Origin of the sequence: Mycobacterium sp. RTGN4 (assembly GCF_033804635.1) — a bacterium.
GTDB lineage: Bacteria > Actinomycetota > Actinomycetes > Mycobacteriales > Mycobacteriaceae > Mycobacterium.
The window spans coordinates 34,291-54,474 of record NZ_JAPZLB010000009.1 but is presented as its reverse complement, the minus strand read 5'-3'; the positions used below and the strand labels follow the sequence as shown (position 1 = coordinate 54,474).

The window sequence follows — 20,184 nt, the reverse complement described above, 5'->3', positions numbered from 1 at the left end:
GCGATTCTGAACCCGACGATGATGGCTGCGTAGGCTTGGTCCCGATGAAGCCACTGCAGGTCGGCGCATGCGCGCTCGCCGTGGGCGCACTGCTCGCGGGCTGCCAATCCACCGTGCCAGGTACGCCGACCACCCAGGCCGGATCCCCGACCGAGCCCAGCTTTTCGACACCGCGGCCCTCTCGGACACCACCGCCGTCGTCGCCGCCACCCACCGCCACACCGGCTCCGTCGCAGACCGGTACCCCACCGGGCGCCCAGGTGCTGCCCTCTGAAAATGGCTACTCGTTCATCGAGACGAAGTCCGGCCAGACCCGCTGCCAAATCGACGTCACCGCGGTGGGTTGCGAAGCGGCCTTCACGAACGCCCCAAAGGTCGGCGGCGAGCAGGCCAATGGCGTCGAAACCACCGCGGACGGCAAAACTCGTTGGCTGGTCGGCAATCTCGGCGATCCACCCGTGGTGGCTCTGGGCTACCAGACGTACTCCGCGCAGGGGTGGACCATCATCGCCACCGAGGCGAGCACCCGGTTCACCAATGACAAAACGGGTCACGGAATGTCCGTCAGCATCGAGAAAGTCGAGCCCTTCTGAAATGACTATCGCCCAACAGGAACGCGCCGCGCTCGTCACGACCATGCGAGGCGTCGGCCCCGACCACCCCACGTTGTGCGGCGAATGGTCCACCCGTGATCTGGCCGCGCACCTGGTGATCCGCGAGCGCCGCATCGACGCGGCGCCGGGCATTCTGATCCCCGCATTCGCGGGTTACACCGCACGGGTTCAGGAGCAGGTCGCCGCCGCGGATGACTGGAATGTGTTGCTCGACAAGATCGCATCAGGTCCGCCCCTGCTGTCGCCGTTCAAGCTGCTCGACCCGGTCGTGAACGTCGCGGAGATGTACATCCACCATGAGGACGTCCGACGCGCCGCGAGCGACTGGGCGCCGCGGGAACTCGATCAGGACGCGGTGACGGCGCTGACCCGTCAGGTGTCGTTGATGGCGCGCATGGCGCTCGCCAAGGCTCCGGCCAAAGTCTCACTGCGTACGCCGGACGGCAAGACGCTGGCGACCGCCGGACGCGGCGAATCCGTCGTGGTTACCGGGGAACCGCTCGAATTGTTGATGTTCAGCTCCGGTCGGGACGAGGCACGGGTGGAGTTCACTGGCGACGACGCCGCCATCGCCGCGGTGAAGGCTGGCAGAAGCGGGCTTTAGGCTGGCGGACCCGGGGTTTAGGGTGGCGGGCATGGACTTCCGCGTATTCGTCGAACCTCAGCAGGGCGCTACCTACGGCGACCAACTCGCCGTCGCACGGGCCGCCGAGGAACTGGGGTATTCCGCGTTCTTCCGGTCCGACCACTACGTCGCAATGAGTGGCGACGGGCTGCCAGGGCCGACGGACTCCTGGGTGACCCTCGGCGGCATCGCCCGCGAGACGTCGACCATCCGGCTGGGCACCATGGTGACCTCGGCGACGTTCCGCTTCCCTGGGCCGTTGGCGATCTCGGTCGCCCAGGTCGACGAGATGAGCGGCGGCCGCGTCGAATTGGGCCTCGGCGCCGGCTGGTTCGAAGCCGAGCACAAGGCCTACGCCATTCCGTTTCCCCCGTTGGGCGAGCGGTTCGACCGGCTGAGTGAACAACTCGACATCCTCACCGGCCTGTGGACCACGCCGACAGGCGAGACGTTCGACTACCAGGGCGAGCACTACACCGTGGTCGACTCGCCCGCACTGCCCAAGCCGGTGCAGGCGCCGCATCCTCCCATCGTCATCGGCGGGGGCGGCCCGAAGCGCACTCCGGCGCTCACCGCCAAGTTCGCGACCGAGTTCAACATCCCCTTCGCACCCCTGGACGTCTTGAAGACCCAGTACGAGCGCGTCGGCGCCGCGGTGGCCGACGCGGGCCGCGCCGCCGATTCGCTGACGTACTCAGCGGCCTTCGTGGTGTGCGCTGGGCGCGACGACGCCGACGTCGCGCGGCGGGCCGAAGCGATCGGCCGGGAAACCGACGAGCTTCGCGGCAACTCACCGCTCGCGGGCACCGCCGCGGAAATCGTCGACCACCTCGGCCCGTTCGTCGAGGCTGGAGTGCAGCGGGTGTATCTACAACTGCTCGACATGCACGACCTCGACCACCTCGCGTTCTTCGCCAGCGAGGTGATCCCTGCACTGCGGTGACCCGCAGGGTGATCTTGCGTCACGGTTACTATCGGGCCCGTGACCAGGGTGCGTGACGACGACGAGCGTGACACCTCGTCCGAGCCGCCCTGGCACGAGCACACGCCGACGGTGGTCGGTGCCAGCGTTGCGGCGCTCCTTGCGCTCGCCATCCTCTACTTCCTGATCTCGACCGTCGCCCGCCAGTTCAACGAGCCCGATCAGGCGCCCTCGTACTACGTGGACCCGGGTAGTTCGAGCTCATTCAGCCGAACGTCGGCGACCACCACGAGCGAGACCATCACGAGCACCGTTCCGCCCGTCACCACGGAGCTGAACCCCGGGGATACGTCGTCGACGACTACGACGACGACCACCACCACCACCACCGACACCTCGCCGAACACGAACTTGCCGACCACGCGCCGGAGCACTCCCAGCAGCAGCAGCGACGAGTCCGGCTACAGCCGGCGGCCCCGGTTCAACGAGACGCGGACGATCCCCCGGCCGAATTAGCGCCTTCGGCGGGCGCTTCCGACGAAGTGGTCGGCGTCGTCGTACTTGCCGACGTGGGAGTCGAGGTTGATGTCGGCGTCGAAGTCGAAGTCGAGGTGGGTGTACTGGTCGACGTAGTAGTGGGCGTCGTCGACGTAGTGGTGGGAGTCGTCGACGTAGTAGTCGGTGTCGTCGTCTCGGGAGCAGGCGGCGGCACCTCGGGAGCAGGCGGCGGCACCTCGGGAGCGGGCAGCGGAACCTGCGGGGCAGGCGCGGGAACGTTCGGCGCGGGCTCCTGCCAAGCCGGTGCCGCCCGCGTGTAGGTGACGACATTCGGCGCGCCGTTCTCGACGACCGTCTGGGTGACGACCGTCGACGGGCCCGCCGCGACCGCACTCGGCAGCTGAGCCTGGGACATCGCGGGCGGCGCAGCGGCCAGCGGCGCGGACGCAGAGGCATTCGCCGTATCGGTGTTGGTGCTGACGACAAGGCCCACCGAGGCGAGCACCACGGCACACGCGGCTCCGGCGAACAGCAGCGCGGGACGCTTGGTACCACGGCAGCGTAGGCGCCGCTTCGTCGTCCTGATGGGGTTCGTACTCGACCTCGGGCCTGGCCCACTGCTCGTCCTGCCAATCGAGTTCCAGCACCGGATCGTCGACGACGGACTCCTGGGACCATGCGAGCGCAGGCACCGCGGCGGCGAGCAGTGTCCCGGTCTGCGGGGCTGCGACGACGCGCGTCGCCGACTCGGGTTCCCGACTTGCCAAGAGCGCCGCCCCGATGGCCGCCACCGTTTGCGCGTCCGGCGTGGTGGTCACTGGCATCCGTAGTGCTTGCGAAAGCCATTGCGTAACAATCGGAATGCGCGCACCGCCGCCGACCGTCGCGACGGCTGCCAGGTTGGACGGCAGCACGCCGGCCCGGCGCAACGTGTCGTCTATCGCGTCGAGCAGGCCGTCGAGCGGCCCTTGCAGAAGCGCCTCGAGCTCGGTACGGGTGAGCCGCACGGTCGAGCCGGGCACCAGGCCGGGCAGCCCCGTGGCGGTCTGGTGCGACAGCCGTTCCTTGGCCGTGCGGCAGTGTTCGCGGAAGCCGGTCAGCGAAGCGATGGCCGACGTGCGCGCCGGGTCGACGTCGGCGTCGTCCAGCAGATGAGTGAGCACGTACCTGTCGATGAGCTCACCGGAGAAGTCGTCGTACCGCGTCGTCGGCCCGATGGGCTGGAACGCTCTTCCTGCGTCGACGAGCGTGATGTTGGTGCCGGAGGCGCCGAAGTCGCACAGCATCACGACGCCGCGTGCGGGCAGTCCGGGGTTGGCCCGCAGCGCGGTCAAGGCCGCGGTGGCGTCGGTGACCACCGGGACGTCGGGCGCCACGGCGCGGAACCGGGCGACGACGTGCTCGGGCCAGTGCGCGGGTATGGCGATCGACATGCCTTCCCGCGGTCCGCCCGCGGCATTGACGAGGTCGGACAGGGCATGGCTCAGCAGGCGCTGCGCGGAATGCGCGGAACCGTCGGATGCCACGATCGGAACCGGGTCCCCGATGCGCTCGACGAAGCCCTTGAGCACGTCACCGCGCCATGCCACGGCAGCGGGACGCACGGTCGCGCTACCGTCGGCGCGGGCGGCGACGAGATGAGTCGCACCCACTGACAACCCGAGACAGTCACGCATGTTCTCTATGTCGCCGCGCGAACCCGATTCGTTAGCAGCGCTAGCGGCCTAAGGCTGCGTACTCGGCGACCAGGCCTTCCGCGCTACGCACGGCGGCTCGGCAGGCCCGCGTGGTGAAGGGGTCGTTCAGTGGATGGTCGGCCCGTCGCCGCCATCGCTGCGCCGCCGCGAACGCCGCGCGCGGGCCGTCGTGGGGTTCGTCGGGTTGCAGCCCGAGCCTGCTGGCGGCGTCGGTACCGGACCCGCCGATGAGCCTGCGCAGGGAGGTCATCTCGTCGTCGTTCAACGTGGTTTGGCGCGAACGCAATTGACTGAGCAGGCGCAGTTCCTCGAAGGCGTGGGTGTCCGCCAGCAGCGGATCGATGTCGGCGACGATGTGCGGCGTCGCGAAGATGGGGTTGAGCTCGACGAAGCGTCGCAACGACAGCAACGCGGTATGCGCCTTGAGCAGATCGGAACGCTGCGCGAACTGTTGATCGATGACGTCCCGCAGGGCGATCAGCCCACTGCGGTCCAGTAGCTCGTCGGCCAGCGCTACCGAATCGCTGATCCCGGCCCGCAGCACCGCAATCGAGATCCGGATCCCGAACATCCCGAAGCGTTCGAGCAGCGCGGCCCTGGTGGCGGCGTCGACCGGCAGCGCGCTGTCCTCCCGCACGAACCTGTCGACGGACAGCATCGCCTTGGTCAGTTCGGCGACGTCGACGCCCGCAAGCTTCTCCAATGCGACGAACTCGCTCTGCCGCAGGGTTCTGGCCGTCAGCGCCAAGAGCCCGGATACCGGGACGACGGCCTGACAGATACCCGTCTTGTACATCTCGGTCGTGAAGCGGCTCGCGACGTCCTTGGCCGACATCATCGCGTCGATGCGCCCGGCCCCGATCTCGTCTGCCCGCGACGCGACGCCGATGACGCCAAGCGCACCAGCCGACCCGCCGACGAGTTCGCCGATCTGCTTGAGCAATGCGATATCCGCCGCGTTGAGAGTCCGGAGCAGGAACACAACGGCGTCGACGCGCGGCACCCCGTCTTCGGGCACCAGCAGGCGCAACGTGCGCTCGGATACGTCGCGGGACAGCGACGACGTACCCGGAGTGTCGATGATCGTCGTGTTGATGAGCTCGGCCGCAGGCCATTCGACGTCGAGGTCGACCACGTCCACCGGGTCCAGCGTGGCGAAGTCGAAACTCAGCGCCCGGTCGTGGGGGTCACGCGTCATCGGCACGTTGGAGCGTCGCCCGCCACGGTGGTTGGCGGTCACCTTGGGCGTCGGCCCGTTGCGGAACCAGGTCACGATCCTGGTGGCCTCGGTGGCGTCGGTGGGCGCAATGTCTTCGCCGACAAGCGCATTCACCAACGTGGACTTGCCCGCCTTCAAGGTGCCAGCGAGCGCGATGCGGATCGGCTGGTTCAGCCGCTGCTCGATGCGCTCCAGTTCGTTGTGCACGTCGGGGCGCTGCGCATACGCGGGATCGGCCCGGTAGGCCGCGATGGTGCCGCCAAGGATTGCGCGCACGTGATCGCTCGTGCTCATCGCTACCCGCAGTCCTTCCACTCGGCGTTCACCGGCTCCCAAGCTTAGGCACCGCGACTTGGGGTTTGCTGCCCGGCCGAACCTAGCCCGGGGCGCCGACGGCCGAGGCGGGCACCAGCTTGATGGCGTTGTCCACCACCTGGTTGAGAATGTTGAGCTGGCGGGAGAGCTCCTGGACTCGGGTGTTGCGCTCGTTGTCCTCCATCTGGGCGGCCATCAGGGTGGCCTGCAGGGATTCGTTCAACGACCGCGTCGTCTGGTTGGCGACGCCGCGGTAGTGGTCGCGCAGCTGACGCTGGATGTTTCGCAGCCGGTCCCGGGACTCCTTGTTCACCACGAACGACACGTCGTCGACGAACCGGCGCGTGTTCATCTTGGCCTCGTTGCGCACCCGGGTCATCCGGTTCTCCATGTCCTCCTTGTAGGCCTTGCGCCCCAGCACCAGACCCGCGCCGAGGGACAGCGGGTTGAACATCCCGAGGCCGGCGAATGAGGTGAGCATGCCGAACATCAGCACGCCGCCGTATGAACCGCGCATGCCGGTGATCGCCTTGTGCCCCTTGCCGATCGGCTTGGCCTCCAACTTCGCCAGCGACTTGAGCTCCCCGAATCCGGCCCCCATGTCACGGGCGCTGACGTCGGGCATCTGGACGGCGTCGAGACCGGCTTCGGTGAAGGTACGGCCGACTTCGGCGGCCAGCGCCTCTGCGCGTTGATAGGCCCACACGAAGTTGTCGCCGACGGCGGTAGCCACCGTGTTCTCAAGTTCGGCGCCGATCTCGGCCCAGTGTTGTGTGGGATCGCAGCCGTCGATGATCTTCTCGGTGTGTTGAGAGATGTGCCGGAAGCGATTTCGCAGATCGTGATCGACGTCGGCGGTCAGGTCGGCGATGCCGTCGTTGAGCACCTGTTGCCACAGCGCGGTCTGCTGGAGGGCATCCTGGGCCTCCTGCTTTCGACGTTCCAGCTCCGACGTCAGCCGTTCGCGCTTGTCAGGGTCGTTCAGCGCGGACAACTCAGATTCTGCAGACAGCTTGAGATGTTCCGCAGCAGAACGTATTTCAGCGACGACGTCATCGCGAATGCGGTCGTTCTCCCGCGTCAGCACCCGGTCGCCGAGGAACTTCACGATCGCCGGAAAGTTCGACTCCTCGTTGAGTTCCTTGTCGTTCGTAGCGATCGCGTGGCTTCGCAGCATGGAGGACACCGGGGTGATCAGGACATTGAGCCCTGCACGTTGCAGATGGGCCACGTTGGCCGCGATGATTTCGCGCCAGTGCGGGTAGAGATCGGTCTTGGTGGCGACGATCGTTGCCACCGGGCAGATTTCGAGCGCCTGACGGATGTAGGTCAGTTCTGGCTCGGTGAACTCCTGGCTGGTGTCACTCACCATCAGCATGGCGTCGGCCTCTGGCAGCAGGCCCAGTGTCGCGGACAGATGGGGTTGGCCGAGCCCACCGACGCCGGGTGTGTCGATAAATGCGAGCCCACCGTTCAGGATCGGGCTTGGCACGTTGACTTCGACCCGCAGCACTTCCCGGCCGCCGGCCTGCGGAGCCCGCCGCAAGTCGTTCTTGAGCTCGGCCATCGGTATCTCGACGCGCTCGGGGAGTTGGTCTTCGGGTCCGGGCGGCCCCGCCACCACCAGCCGTGCGGACGCGGGATCGCCGTGGGAGACGAAGGTGGCCAGCACGGTGCTCTCGTCGTCGCCGACGCGCGCAACCGGCATGTTCAGCAATGAGTTGAGCAGCTGGCTCTTGCCCTGCTTGAGCTGGCCCGCGATGACGACGCGGATCTGCGGATCGTTGATGCGGTCCTTGGCCACCGCCAGGCGCTCGACGAGGTCACCTCGGTCGTGGAGCCCGGCGATGTTGCTGGTGTGGTCGATGAGCTCGACGATCACCTTGACCTTGCGGGGGTCACTGGGTGGTTGCGTCACGGCTCTCCTCGGGTGGTGTCAATGTCACGGTAAACGGCCGAACTGGCGAGGAGCTCCAGATGAGTGGAGCTCCCCGCCAGTCGGGGTCAACCTGCTCGGTCAGAAGCCGATGTGCGTGTCGGGGTCGACGTGCGTTTCGGTCGTCTGGTGCAGCGAGTTCTCCTGGGAGAACGTGTTGTCGCTGTGGATCGAGTGGTCGGTGTGGCTCGAAGCGTCGACGTGGCTCGAGTTGTCCTGCTCGAACGAGTTGTTCGTGTGCACCGAACTCACCGCGTGCGAGTCCACACTCGACGAGTTGCCGCTGCCCAGGTCGTGGCCGGCCGTCGTCTGGTTGCCGCCCACCGTGGTGGTGGCGGTGCTGGTGTTCGAGTGGTTGCCCTGGTCGTTGACGATGATCGAGCCACCGCCCCCGCCACCACCGGCGTTGGCCTCGTTGCCGCCGTTGCCGATGCCGAGCAGCCCGCCACCGCCGCTGGAGCTCGCGCTGCCGCCATGGCCACCGGACATGTCGTTGTCCTTGATCACGGTGCCCTGGTTGCCGTCGATGATGTCGCCGCCGGAGTGCTGCGACGTGTCCTTGACCGTGGTCTCGTTGCCCTCGCCGACGATGATCGGCGAATGGCTGCCACTTTCGATGACGCCGGTGTTGGCGTTGTTGCCGTGGCCGACGACGTTGCCGTCGCCCTGGGTGGTTTGGGTGTGGATGTCGCCCGAGGAGCCGGTGTTCACGACGCCGCCGTTGGTGGCGGTGTTGTTGGTCTTGTCGCCGAGCGTGATGTCACCGAAGCCGAGGTTGAACGCGCCGTTCTGGGCGTTCGCGCCTGCCGACTGATCCGGGCTCATGAAGTCGTTGTTGCTGGCGACCTGAGTGGCGTTGTGGCTCGCGAAGTCGGTGTTCGTCTCCGGTGCGAAAGACGTCTGCGGCGAGAACGGCGAAGCGATGCTGTGGTAGTCAGCGACCGCGCTCTGCAGGCCGGAGAACCCGTTGCCGCCGCCGAGTGCGACGCCGGCCGGAACGGCGGTGGCCGCAACGGCCTGAAGCTGGGCTGCCGTGACGTTGGCGGGAACGCCTGCGTCGCGCATCGTGAGCTCCGGGTCGGTTACGAACCTGGCGGCCGTCTCGGGGCTGCGGAACAGATCCATGATGAAGTCGATCAGAGTGGTCATTGCAGTTCCTTTCAGAGGTCTGTCTAGGTCTGTCACCGGATGCTCCGGCGAACTGAAGACCACGTTATTGAGCGTAGGACCGGCGGGGAACGGGGCCGGATCCCCTTGATTCGGAAGGGCATGGTGGGCCACCGCGGGGCCTGCGATTAGGGGATTAGGGGATTAACCTTGGGGGTTCCCGCAAAGCCCCTGTGACATGCGCAGATACGACGACGGCGCGGCCCGAGTGGGCCGCGCCGTCGTTCTGTTCGTGGGTGGGGAGCCCCATCGCGACCTAGATGAGGTCGTCGAATCCGGGGTCGTCGGGGGTCACGTGATGATCGTCGATAGCGTGGTGCAGCCAATCCGAATCCGCTGCCGTGTCGACAATGGGGACGTCATCGACGAGCGGTTCGTGCAGCTGCAGGCCCGGGTCGTCCACGCCGGTGATCGTCGGCACGTCCAGCGCAGGCGCGGCCGTGTCGAGCACTGCGTGACCCGCCGTGCCCAGGTCGTTTATCACCCCGCCCTGGTCGTCCACCACCTGTTGGGGCAGGTGGTCATCGAACGCGTCGAACGCCGCCGTGGCCGCGCCGCTTGTCCACACGTTGTGGTCGGCGTCGCCGGAGAATGCGTCGCCACCCGTCGATGGCACGGCCGAGGACAGCGATTCCGCGACCACCGGGATCAGGTGATTGACGTCGGCACTGGTCACGTCGGTCAGGTTGGCGTCGGCGATGGCTTGTGCCGGGTCGGCGGCATAGTGCGCCGCGGCGTCGGGATCGCGCACCAACGACATCACGAAGTCGAGCAGCGAGTTGGCCATTACACACCCCCCTTTCTTCATTGTCATCGGTTGAGTTGGCTCTAGCGAAAATGTTATCGACCAACTCGGCTTCCGTGATCGGTGCGAAACCCAGGGCTTTCGACGTCCGGTTAGGGGACCGGGGATTAGGGGTTCGCCGACACTAGGGGGATCCCCATTGCAGGCGGCGTCCTGGCGGTTAAGGTGAGGACTGCTCTAGCTGCGCCATCGTCTTTGGAAGCGGCCCGGTTCCGACACAGGGGTATCACATGAGCGACGCGCTCGGTTTATCGATCGGAACGACCAATCTGGTCGCCATCCGCGACGGTAGGCCCCCGGTCAGCCGACAGTCGATCGTGACACTGTTTTCGAACCGCGCACCCGAGGTTGGGTCACCCGCCGAGAACCCGGAGCTGAACCAACCGGGCCTGGTGTTGACGTCGTTCGTCGAGCGAGTCGGCGACCCGGTCGCCTTGGTCGCGGCCGACGGGTCCTCCCATCGCGCCGAGCTCGTCCTCGTCGAAGCGCTTGAGGCGATGGCCCACGCGGTCGGTGGCGGCGCGCCCGTCACGATCGCGGTACCCGCGCACTGGAGTCCAGCGGTCGTCGGTGCACTGCGCGCGGCCCTTGGCGCCAAGCCCAGCCTGACCGCCAACGGTGTGCCCGCATCGATCATCCCGGACTCGGGCGCCGCGCTGGCTGCGCTGCGGGCGGGCCCCGGACTGCCCCCCAACGGGATCGTGGTGCTGTGCGATTTCGGTGGCAGCGGAACCAGCATCACGCTTGCCGACGCGAGCGCGGGGCTGGCCATCCTCGGCGATACCGTGCGCTACCAAGACTTTTCGGGCGACCACGTCGACGGCGCACTGCTCAACCACGTGGTCGCCGGGATCGCCGACGCGTCTGGCGCCGACCCCGGCAGCACCGCGGCCGTCGGGTCGCTGACGCAGCTGCGCGGCGAATGCCGGGCGGCCAAAGAGCGGCTGTCCGCCGAGACGGTGACGGTGCTGTCTGCACGCCTTCCTGGCTACACATCGGACGTCAGGGTGACGCGCCCCGAACTTGAACGCCTCATCGACGAGTCGCTGGGCGGGTTGCTCAATGCGGTCGAAGATACGTTGCAGCGCTACCGAATTCCGCTGTCGAGCATCTCCGCGGTGGCCACGGTCGGCGGCGGCGCCGCGATACCGCTTGTCACCCAACGGTTGTCGGAGCGGCTGCGCGCGCCGGTCGTGACGACGCCTGCGCCGCAGTTCGTCAACGCCGCAGGCGCGGGCCTGGTGGCCACGCTCGGACTCGCCCCGGACACACCGACGGGCCTGGCGCCGGTCGCAGACCCCGGGCTGGCCGCGACGGGGCTGGCGCCCGCAGCGGGGGAAACGGGGTTGGCGCCGACGATGGGTTGGGCGGGCGAGCCCGCTGCGACTCAGCAGGCCCCGGTGCCAGATGCCTCCACCGCGTCGACGGGCCGCGCGTTGGCGTGGTCGCAGGACGACGATCAGGGTGACCTGACGCCCTATTCGGGCGCCGAGTATCAGTCCGAGTACACCGGGCCCACCGACGCACGACCGCCCCTCGTATATGCGCACGAGGAGGAGGACGACCTTCCCGACTCGGAGCCGCTGGCCTGGTACAAACGGCCGCCGATCCTCTTCGGCGCCGCGGCGGCCGCCGCACTGCTGGCGGCCGGAGGCCTGGCCGTCACCCTGACCAGCTCGTCGGAACCCTCCGGACCGATCACGGTGACGGGAACGAGCTACAGCAACGGCACGCCGGTGCCCGTGACGACCGCGGGCAGCGAGGCGCAGACCGTGACCGTCACCAATTCCAACGGCGAGACGTCGACGTCGGTGGTACCGCCTGCCACGACCACCACTGAGACCACGTCGCCGACGACGTCCCCCACGACCACCACAACTTCGCCCACCACCACCACGACGACGACAACCACGACCACCACGACGACGACGACCACCACCACCACGACCACGCCGCCGACCACCACCACAACCACGACGACCGCGCCGCCCATCACGCCGATCACACCCATCACGCCGGACGTTCCGACCAAGCCGATCATCACGGGCGTCACCCCGCCCGTAGAGGTACCTGACCAGCCGTGACCGAGGGCGGTGCCATCGCGGCATTGACGGCGGCACCGACGCAACCCGCCAAGGTGTTGGTGTCGGGCGGCATCGGCACCGGCAAGACCGAGCTGCTTGCGGTCGTCCGCTCCGCGCTGCGCGACGCGGGCGTCGCCTTCCTCAGCCGACCGCCGCGCTCCGACCAAGAGCCTGGCTCGGCCTTCGTGATCGACGACGCCCACCTGCTCGCCGACGCCGACTTGCAGCGGTTGACCGGGTTGGTCGGCGATCCGGCCACCACAGTCGTGATCGCGAGCCAGCCGTTGGCCCATCACGGCGCGTTGACCGAACTGACCACGGTCATGGCGAGGGAGAGTCCTGCGGTCGTGCTCGGCCCGTTGCCCGGCCGCGACCTGATTCGTGTGACGGCGGAGGCCATGGGCACGATGCCGCCGGCCGAACTGGGGCGCGCGTTGATGGCGGCGACGGCCGGGCTGCCGTTCCTGCTCTACCCAGCCATCGAGGCGGCTCACTCCGCGGACGGGGAAGCGCCGGAGGCCGCCGCGGCTCAGGCGGCGCGGGTCGCGCTCATCGAGCGGCTGGTGCGCGTCGACGAACCCGTGCTGGACACCCTGTTGCTGTGTTCGCTCAGCCCCGAACTCGGGCCGGACGACGTGGCGGCGGCGCTGCGCCTCGACAGTGCGGCGGCCGCCGAGCTGGTCGACCGTGCGCGCGCCAGCGGACTGCTTTCCCCTTCGCACAATGCGGCGTTTCTCCGGTCGCTGCACCGCAGCCTCGCGCAGCTCGTAGGCAACGCCCGACATCATGACGTCGAACTTTCACTACTGCGTTCGCAGCTCGAAATGTCCACATTGTCAACGGATCTCGCGTTGCGGTTGGCTGAGCACGGTATGCGCGACAGTGCACTTGCCGACGAGCTCGCCAACCGCGCGGAGCAGGGCGGCGGCGACCCCGGCCGGGCCGCGCGGCTATACCGGGCCGCGGCTTCTGCAGGCGCGACCGCACTCACGGCCCGGTTGGCCGATGCCATCGCGATGACAGGCGACTGTGCGACGGCCGGCCACCTGGCCGACGAACTGCTCAGTTCCGAAGATCCGGCCGAGCGCGCGACCGCGGTGCGTATCGCGGCCAGCATCGCCATGCACGACGGCCGCGCCACGCAAGCCGCCGACCTGTTCGGCTGGCTGGGACCGCAGCCCGATGCTCATGTGGCCTCCGCAAGCGTGACCGTGTCCGTCGCGACGGGCGATCCCGCGGCGGCCAGAGCGGCCCTCGAACTCGACGCCACCGGACCACCCACGTCGACCGCGCGTGCTGCGCGCAGCCTCGCCGAAGGACTCTTGGGCACGCTCGAGGAGCCGTACTCGGTTGCCATGGCCCGACTGTCGCAGTCGATCACTACCGATCAGCGGGCGCTCGGTGTCGCGCCCGACTCGGCGGCTGCGCTGGTCACCCTCGTCGCCTTGCACGGGGGCGATCCGGTGCGCGCGCGCAGCGTCATCGGGCGGGCCGTGCGGGCGAGTGGCGCCGCAGATGAAGGCTTCGTCGCCCATCGGCACCGCCTGCTGCAGGGCTGGGTGCGCATGCAGGACGGTCAGCTTCCCGCGGCCGCTGCGGACGTCGCGACGACCCTCGGCGCGGACCTCCACCGCCGGGACGCCTTGTGGGCGGCGGCACTGCAGACGGCGATCGCTCGGCGCAGCGGCGACAGCGGAGCGGTACAGAAGCATTGGTATACGGCCATGGAAGTGCTGTCCGAGCACTCCGTCGACCTCTTCTCACTGTTCCCGCTCGCCGAGCTCTGGGTTGCCGCGGCCCGGGTGCACCAACTGGATCGGCTGCGACATCCGCTCGCCGATGCCTTCGACCTGTTGGAGTCCCTGGGCAATCCGCTGCTGTGGTCGGTACCTCTTCACTGGGCGGGCGTGCACGCCGGGATCTTGGCCAACGATCCCGGGGCCGTTGCGCCACACGGTCAGGCGCTCACCGCAGCGGCTGCCCGCAGCCCCTTCGCCAAGGCGCTCGCGGGGGCCGGACGTACCTGGCTGCGGGTACTGGCCAACCACGTCGACGTCGACGAGGTGACGGCCGCCGCGCGAGGGCTCGCGCAGTACGGGCTCACCTGGGACGCGACCCGGTTGGCCAGCCAGGCCGCGTTGCAGACGCCAGACGGACGTATCTCCGGGGCCATGCTGCAGGTGGCCCGCGATCTGAAGCTGAATGTGGCCGGCGACGACGGGCCCTTGGACGTGGCCGACTCGACCTCCACCGTTGCGCACGCCGGCACAGTTGCGCCGCCGTTCTCGCGCCTGTCGGATCGAGAGCGCGAGGTGGCCGAGCTTCTGCTTCAGGGCAAGCAGTACCGCGACATCGGTAGTCAGCTGCTGATCTCGGCCAAGACCGTCGAGCACCACGTCGCCCGGATTCGCCGCAGGTTGGGCGCGGAGTCACGGTCGGAAATGCTGTCGATGTTGCGGGCGATACTGGCGTGACACGACCGCGCTGCAGTGACAACCACCACAGCAATGGCCGCGCCCGCTCGCGCCGGACCTGAACGCCAGTACAGCGTCATCGCAGGAAGTGCCACCATCCAACTCGCCGGGGGCACCGTGACACACCTCGGACGGTCGCCGAGTTAGGTCAACCTTCGTAGCGACCTTCTATTCCTAGATGCAACTATGAGCAGGCATCTAGCGTAAGTTACCGACGAGTAACCCTCTTAAGTTACTCTCGAGTAACCAGGGATTCGGGAGGCACGCGGTGGACGACCCGTTGGTATTGGTCACGATGATCATCGGAGTCATCGGGACACTCGTTGTCCTGGGCTTCGCCGCCAAGCGGGTGCTCTTCCTGACGAACCTGATCCGGTCCGGGCAGAAGACCATCGACGAGGGCGCCCGCAAGGACAACCTCAAGACGCGCATCACCACGCAGTTCACCGAGGTCTTCGGGCAAACTCGACTGCTGCGCTGGTCGATCCCCGGCATCGCCCACTTCTTCACCATGTGGGGCTTCTTCGTCCTCGCCAGCGTGTACCTCGAAGCCTTCGGCGTGCTCTTCTACCCGAAGTTTGCGATCCCGTTCATCGGGCACTGGGGCCCGCTCGGGTTCCTGCAGGACTTCTTCGCCCTCGCCGTGCTGCTCGGCATCATCACCTTCGCGATCATCCGACTGCGCTCCGAGCCCAAGGAGTACGGACGCGACTCCCGGTTCTACGGCTCGCACACCGGGGGCGCCTGGCTGATCCTCGTCATGATCTTCAACGTCGTCTGGACGTACGCGCTGTTCCGCGGGGCCTCCGCGGCCACCCACAACCTGCCCTACGGCTGGGGTGCGTTCTTCTCGCACGGCATGGGGGCGTTACTCAGCCCGCTCGGCGATACGCCCAACGAGATCATCGAGCGCGTCGCACTGCTGGCGCACCTCGGCGTTGCGCTCGTCTTCCTGCTGATCGTGTTGCACTCCAAGCACCTTCACATCGGCCTCGCCCCGGTCAACGTCACGTTCAAGCGGTTGCCCAACGGGCTTGGTCCGCTGCTGCCGATGGAGTCGCACGGCAAGTACATCGACTTCGAGGATCCCGACGAAGACGCGGTGTTCGGCCGCGGCAAGATCGAGGACTTCACCTGGAAGGGTTACCTCGACTTCACCACCTGTACCGAGTGCGGGCGCTGCCAGTCGCAGTGTCCGGCCTGGAACACCGGAAAGCCGTTGTCTCCCAAGCTCGTCATCATGAACCTGCGCGACCACCTGTTCGCCAAGGCGCCCTACATCCTTGGTGAAACGGACATGCCCGCCGACGCGGACTCCGCCAAGGATCTGGTCTCCACCGACGGCGGGTTCATCGAGTCCAAGCACGACGAGAGTCACGCCGTACCGGAATCCGGCTTCGAACGCATCCTCGGCTCCGGTCCGGACCAGGCGCTGCGCCCGCTCGTCGGCACGCTCGAAGAGGGCGGCGTCATCGACCCGGACGTGCTGTGGTCCTGCACCACGTGCGGCGCGTGCGTCGAGCAGTGCCCCGTCGACATCGAGCACATCGACCACATCGTCGACATGCGGCGCTACCAGGTCATGGTGGCCTCTGAGTTCCCCGGCGAGCTCGGCGTGCTGTTCAAGAATCTGGAGCAGAAGGGCAATCCCTGGGGCCAGAGCGCCAAGGAGCGCACCACCTGGATCGACGAGGTCGACTTCGACGTGCCCGTCTACGGCCAGGACGTCGACAGCTTCGAGGGCTTCGAGTACCTGTTCTGGGTCGGTTGCGCAGGCGCATTCGAGGACCGCGCGAAGAAGACCACCAAAGCCGTCGCCGAATTGCTGGCCGCCGCCGACGTGAAGTTCCTGGTGCTCGGCACCGGCGAGACCTGCACCGGCGACTCGGCGCGCCGCGCGGGCAACGAGTTCCTGTTCCAGCAGCTCGCCGAGCAGAACAAGGCCACCATCGACGACGTGTTCTCCGGCGTCGAGAGCGTCGACCGCAAGATCGTCGTCACCTGCCCGCACTGCTTCAACACGCTGGGCCGCGAGTACACCCAGCTGGGCACCAATTACACGGTGCTGCACCACACCCAGCTGCTGAACCGGTTGGTCCGCGACAAGAAGCTGGTCGCGGTGAGTCCGGTCGGTCAGGACGTGACGTACCACGACCCGTGCTACCTGGGTCGGCACAACAAGGAGTACGCGGCGCCGCGCGAGTTGATCGGCGCATCGGGGGCGACGCTCACCGAGATGCCGCGTCACGCCGACCGCGGCCTGTGCTGCGGCGCGGGCGGTGCGCGGATGTGGATGGAAGAGCACATCGGCAAGCGCGTCAACCACGAACGCGTGGAAGAGGCGCTCGACACCGGGGCGTCCAAGATCGCCGTGGCCTGCCCGTTCTGCCGCGTCATGATGACCGACGGCGTCGACGACCGGGCCGAGGCGATGGGGAAGGAAAAGGCCGAGGTGCTCGACGTCGCGCAGCTGCTGCTTGGCTCGCTCGACAAGTCCACCGTGACGTTGCCCGCGAAGGGCACCGCCGCCGAGGCCGCAGCCGCGCGGGCTGCCGCAGCGCCTGCGAAGGTCGAGGAGGCACCGGTCGAGGCCGAGCCGGCGCCCGCACCGGCCGCAACCGAGACGCCCGTCGCCAAGACCGAGACCGCCGCCCCGGCAAAGGGGCTCGGCATGGCGGCCAAGCGCCCGCCCAAGAAGGGCGCCCCCGCCGAAGCTGCCGCACCTGCTGCCGAGGCCGCGGCCGCGCCACCTGCCAAGGGGCTGGGCATGGCCGCCAAGCGTCCGCCCAAGAAGGGCGCCCCCGCTGCGGCCGCAGCACCAGTGCCTGCCGTAGAAGAGGTCCCGGCGGCACCCGCTGAGCCCGTCAAGGGTCTTGGCCTGGCCGCCAAGCGTCCCCCCAAGAAGGGCGCTCCCGCGGCCGCGGCTCCAGCCGAGCAAGCCCCCGCGGCCGCTGCTCCGGCGGAAGCCGAGCCCGCCGCCCCGCCGGTCGAGGTCAAGGGTCTTGGCCTCGCGGCCAAGCGTCCCCCCAAGAAGGGTGCCCCGGCCGCCGCGGCGCCGACTGCACCCGCGGCGGAACCCGTTGCGCCGGAACCAGAATCGGAGCCCGTGGCTTCCAACGGCTCGCCCGCAGAGCCGGAGGAGCCCGCCGCCCCGCCGGTCGAGGTCAAGGGCTTGGGCATCGCACCAGGGGTACGCCGCCCGCCGAAGAGGTAAGCGGCAACGCCAAATTCACTAGACAACGATGGGACGATGAGGACGTGAGTACGCATCAGATCCCGTGGCAAACCGGCCACCAGCCGCGCCAGCGCACGTTCGCGCAGTCGACCAAGCTGCAAGACGTGCTGTACGAAATCCGTGGCCCAGTACACGATCACGCGGCCCGGCTGGAGGCCGAGGGGCACCGCATCCTCAAGCTGAACATCGGGAACCCGGCGCCGTTCGGCTTCGAGGCACCCGACGTCATCATGCGCGACATCATCCAGGCTCTGCCGTACGCCCAGGGGTACTCGGACTCGAAGGGCATCGTCTCCGCCCGCCGCGCGGTGGTCACCAAATATGAACTCGTAGAAGGCTTCCCGTATCTCGACGTCGATGACGTCTACCTGGGCAACGGGGTATCCGAGCTCATCACGATGACCCTGCAGGCGCTGCTCGACAACGGCGACCAGGTGCTGATCCCCGCGCCGGACTATCCACTGTGGACGGCGTCGACGGCATTGGCGGGCGGTACTCCGGTGCACTACCTCTGCGACGAGACGCAGGGCTGGATGCCGGACATCGCGGACCTCGAATCGAAGATCACCGAACGCACCAAGGCGCTCGTCGTGATCAACCCCAACAACCCGACCGGCGCGGTGTACAGCCGCGAGAACCTCGAGCAGATCGCCGAGTTGGCCCGCAAGTACCAACTGCTGATCCTGGCCGACGAGATCTACGACAAGATCCTCTACGACGATGCCGAGCACATCGCGATGGCCTCGGTCGCCCCCGATCAGCTGTGCCTGACGTTCAACGGACTGTCCAAGGCCTACCGCGTGGCGGGCTACCGCTCGGGCTGGCTGGCCATCACCGGGCCGAAGGAGCACGCGGCCAGCTTCCTCGAGGGCATCAACCTGCTGTCGAACATGCGGCTGTGCCCCAACGTGCCCGCACAGTACGCCATTCAAGTGGCGCTCGGCGGGCATCAGAGCATCGAGGATCTGGTGCTGCCGGGCGGTCGTCTGCTCGAGCAGCGCGACGTCGCGTGGAACAAGCTCAACGAGATTCCCGGGGTGTCGTGCGTGAAGCCCGAGGGGGCGCTCTACGCGTTCCCCCGGCTCGATCCCGAGGTCCACGACATCCACGACGACGAGCAGCTCGTGCTCGATCTGCTACTGCAGGAGAAGATTCTGGTGGTGCAGGGCACCGGGTTCAATTGGGCCGCACCGGATCACCTGCGCATCGTGACGCTGCCGTGGGCCCGCGACCTGACCAATGCCATCGAGCGGCTCGGCAACTTCCTCGCCAGCTACCAGCAGTAGAGATTCAGCCGGCACCTCTACCCTGTCCGAGTGGCGCATTCGCATTCGCACTCCCCTGCCTCCGGCCCCGCGCCGATGGGTCCGCTGGCCGCCAAAATCGTCGTCGGCCTCCTCGTCGCGATCGGTGTAGCGGTCATCGCCGGAATGGCGCTGCTGTGGCCCAGCCACCAGCGCGTCGACATCCCGCTGCCATTCCAGAACGCCGCAGGCGGGGCCGTCACCACCGAGGCCGGTCACGTGCTGTCCAGTGCGTCCGCGCCATGCGGTAGCCCGTCGGCGGGCGGCGTGCTGACCTCAGCGCCCGTCGAGGGGTCGCCGGGCAACGGTGAGTGCGTGCAGTCGCTGGTGCAGATCGACTCCGGCCCCAACAAGGGCGCCAACACGCTTCTGGAGTTCAGTGGCGGGCCGGGTCAGCCGAGCCTCGCGGTCGGCGACGACATCCGGGTGAGCAGGCAGGTTGATCAGAACGGGACGACGTCGTACGCGTTCTTCGACTTCGAGCGCAGCTGGCCGCTTGGCCTGCTGGCCGCCACGTTCGCGATCGTGATCGTCGCCGTGGCGCGTTGGCGGGGACTGCGCGCACTGGTCGGGATCGTCGTGGCGTTCGGGGTGCTGATGCTGTTCCTGTTGCCCGCGCTGCGCGACGGCGCACCCGCGATCCCCGTCGCACTGGTGGCGTCGGGGGCCATCCTGTACGCCGTCATCTACTTGGCGCACGGGGTGAGCCTGCGGACCAGCGCTGCCCTGCTCGGCACGTTGTCGGCGTTGCTGCTGGCGGCCGTATTATCTTGGGCAGCAATTGAACTGGTGCACCTCACCGGGCTATCCGAGGATCAGAACAACGAGGTGGCCGCCTACCTGGGCAGCGTGTCGATCACCGGCCTGCTGCTGGCCGGCTTCATCATCGGTTCACTCGGCGTGCTCAACGACGTGACGGTGACGCAGGCTTCGACGGCATTCGAACTCGCCGAGCACGGCGCGAGCCGGAAGGCCATTTTCGTCGGGGCGATGCGGGTCGGCCGCGACCACATCGCCAGCACCGTCTACACCCTGGTGCTGGCGTATGCGGGTAGTGCGCTGCCGCTGTTGCTGCTCTTCAGCGTCGCGAACCGGTCGTTGGGTGACGTGTTGACCAGCGAGAGCGTGGCCATCGAGATCTCCCGGTCGGCCGTCGGCGGCATCGCGCTGGCGTTGGCAGTTCCGCTGACTACGGGCATCGCGGCGGTGTTGGCGACGCCGCAGAGTCCCACCAGCACCACTAGCCTCGAGGGTCGGTCGGCATAGCGTTCTGAAACGCAGTATCGCCA

13 protein-coding genes and 1 pseudogene are annotated in these 20,184 nt (G+C 67.8%); 9 read left to right on the top strand and 5 right to left on the bottom strand.

Features of this window, described 5'->3' with window-relative positions:
* Positions 1 to 44: 44 nt before the first annotated feature.
* From SLQ30_RS20045 to SLQ30_RS20030, 4 genes are read left to right on the top strand one after another with little or no spacing between them, the layout of a single operon-like run.
* Positions 45 to 593, top strand: a complete 549-nt coding sequence (locus SLQ30_RS20045; RefSeq protein ID WP_319448238.1) for a hypothetical protein — start codon at positions 45 to 47, stop codon at positions 591 to 593.
* 1 nt (position 594) lies between these two features.
* Entirely contained in the window at positions 595 to 1,218 is a 624-nt protein-coding gene (locus SLQ30_RS20040; protein WP_319448239.1) for a TIGR03085 family metal-binding protein, read from the top strand.
* A gap of 31 nt (positions 1,219 to 1,249) precedes the next feature.
* Positions 1,250 to 2,182 carry an LLM class F420-dependent oxidoreductase gene (locus SLQ30_RS20035; protein ID WP_319448240.1) on the top strand — a complete coding sequence of 311 codons (933 nt, stop codon included), beginning with the start codon at positions 1,250 to 1,252 and terminating at the stop codon, positions 2,180 to 2,182.
* Positions 2,183 to 2,221: 39 nt separating this feature from the next.
* Complete coding sequence (locus SLQ30_RS20030; RefSeq protein WP_319448241.1) at positions 2,222 to 2,677, top strand: hypothetical protein; 456 nt, start codon at positions 2,222 to 2,224, stop codon at positions 2,675 to 2,677.
* Here the strand turns inward: SLQ30_RS20030 and SLQ30_RS20025 are convergent.
* The 5 genes from SLQ30_RS20025 to SLQ30_RS20005 form a co-directional block, all read right to left on the bottom strand.
* On the bottom strand, positions 2,674 to 4,311 hold the full coding sequence (locus SLQ30_RS20025; protein WP_319458331.1) for an Hsp70 family protein: 1,638 nt from the start codon (positions 4,309 to 4,311) through the stop codon (positions 2,674 to 2,676). The genes SLQ30_RS20030 and SLQ30_RS20025 overlap by 4 nt on opposite strands.
* A gap of 64 nt (positions 4,312 to 4,375) precedes the next feature.
* Positions 4,376 to 5,869: a dynamin-like GTPase family protein gene (locus SLQ30_RS20020; RefSeq protein ID WP_319448243.1), complete on the bottom strand. Its 1,494-nt coding sequence runs from the start codon at positions 5,867 to 5,869 to the stop codon at positions 4,376 to 4,378.
* Positions 5,870 to 5,951: 82 nt separating this feature from the next.
* Positions 5,952 to 7,808, bottom strand: a complete 1,857-nt coding sequence (gene iniA / locus SLQ30_RS20015; protein WP_319448244.1) for an isoniazid-induced dynamin-like GTPase IniA — start codon at positions 7,806 to 7,808, stop codon at positions 5,952 to 5,954.
* Between the two features lie 99 nt (positions 7,809 to 7,907).
* Positions 7,908 to 8,975 (bottom strand): IniB N-terminal domain-containing protein, encoded by a 1,068-nt coding sequence (locus SLQ30_RS20010; protein ID WP_319448245.1) that lies wholly within the window; start codon positions 8,973 to 8,975, stop codon positions 7,908 to 7,910.
* 274 nt (positions 8,976 to 9,249) lie between these two features.
* Positions 9,250 to 9,780: an Rv0340 family IniB-related protein gene (locus tag SLQ30_RS20005; RefSeq protein WP_319448246.1), complete on the bottom strand. Its 531-nt coding sequence runs from the start codon at positions 9,778 to 9,780 to the stop codon at positions 9,250 to 9,252.
* A 248-nt stretch (positions 9,781 to 10,028) separates the two neighbouring features.
* Between SLQ30_RS20005 and SLQ30_RS20000 the strand changes: the two genes are divergently transcribed.
* The 5 genes and pseudogenes from SLQ30_RS20000 (at position 10,029) to SLQ30_RS19980 (ending at position 20,161) form a co-directional block, all read left to right on the top strand.
* Positions 10,029 to 11,882 (top strand): Hsp70 family protein, encoded by a 1,854-nt coding sequence (locus SLQ30_RS20000; RefSeq protein ID WP_319448247.1) that lies wholly within the window; start codon positions 10,029 to 10,031, stop codon positions 11,880 to 11,882.
* Positions 11,879 to 14,356 (top strand): isoniazid response ATPase/transcriptional regulator IniR, encoded by a 2,478-nt coding sequence (gene iniR, locus SLQ30_RS19995; RefSeq protein WP_319448248.1) that lies wholly within the window; start codon positions 11,879 to 11,881, stop codon positions 14,354 to 14,356. Before SLQ30_RS20000 ends, iniR begins: the two co-directional genes overlap by 4 nt.
* A gap of 295 nt (positions 14,357 to 14,651) precedes the next feature.
* On the top strand, positions 14,652 to 17,570 hold the full coding sequence (locus SLQ30_RS19990; protein ID WP_319448308.1) for a heterodisulfide reductase-related iron-sulfur binding cluster: 2,919 nt from the start codon (positions 14,652 to 14,654) through the stop codon (positions 17,568 to 17,570).
* Positions 17,571 to 17,606: 36 nt separating this feature from the next.
* Positions 17,607 to 18,877: pseudogene (locus SLQ30_RS19985) on the top strand (pyridoxal phosphate-dependent aminotransferase).
* A 30-nt stretch (positions 18,878 to 18,907) separates the two neighbouring features.
* A complete protein-coding gene (locus SLQ30_RS19980) occupies positions 18,908 to 20,161 on the top strand; it encodes a YibE/F family protein (protein WP_319448249.1) in 1,254 nt (417 codons plus the stop codon).
* Positions 20,162 to 20,184: the final 23 nt, after the last annotated feature.

Coding starts and splice junctions, on each gene's coding strand:
- SLQ30_RS20035 (WP_319448240.1), top strand. CDS start 1,250: ATGGACTTCCGCGTATTCGTCGAACCTCAGCAGGGCGCTACCTACGGC.
- SLQ30_RS20010 (WP_319448245.1), bottom strand. CDS start 8,975: ATGACCACTCTGATCGACTTCATCATGGATCTGTTCCGCAGCCCCGAG.
- SLQ30_RS20000 (WP_319448247.1), top strand. CDS start 10,029: ATGAGCGACGCGCTCGGTTTATCGATCGGAACGACCAATCTGGTCGCC.
- SLQ30_RS20040 (WP_319448239.1), top strand. CDS start 595: ATGACTATCGCCCAACAGGAACGCGCCGCGCTCGTCACGACCATGCGA.
- SLQ30_RS20020 (WP_319448243.1), bottom strand. CDS start 5,869: ATGAGCACGAGCGATCACGTGCGCGCAATCCTTGGCGGCACCATCGCG.
- SLQ30_RS19990 (WP_319448308.1), top strand. CDS start 14,652: ATGATCATCGGAGTCATCGGGACACTCGTTGTCCTGGGCTTCGCCGCC.
- SLQ30_RS20045 (WP_319448238.1), top strand. CDS start 45: ATGAAGCCACTGCAGGTCGGCGCATGCGCGCTCGCCGTGGGCGCACTG.
- SLQ30_RS20005 (WP_319448246.1), bottom strand. CDS start 9,780: ATGGCCAACTCGCTGCTCGACTTCGTGATGTCGTTGGTGCGCGATCCC.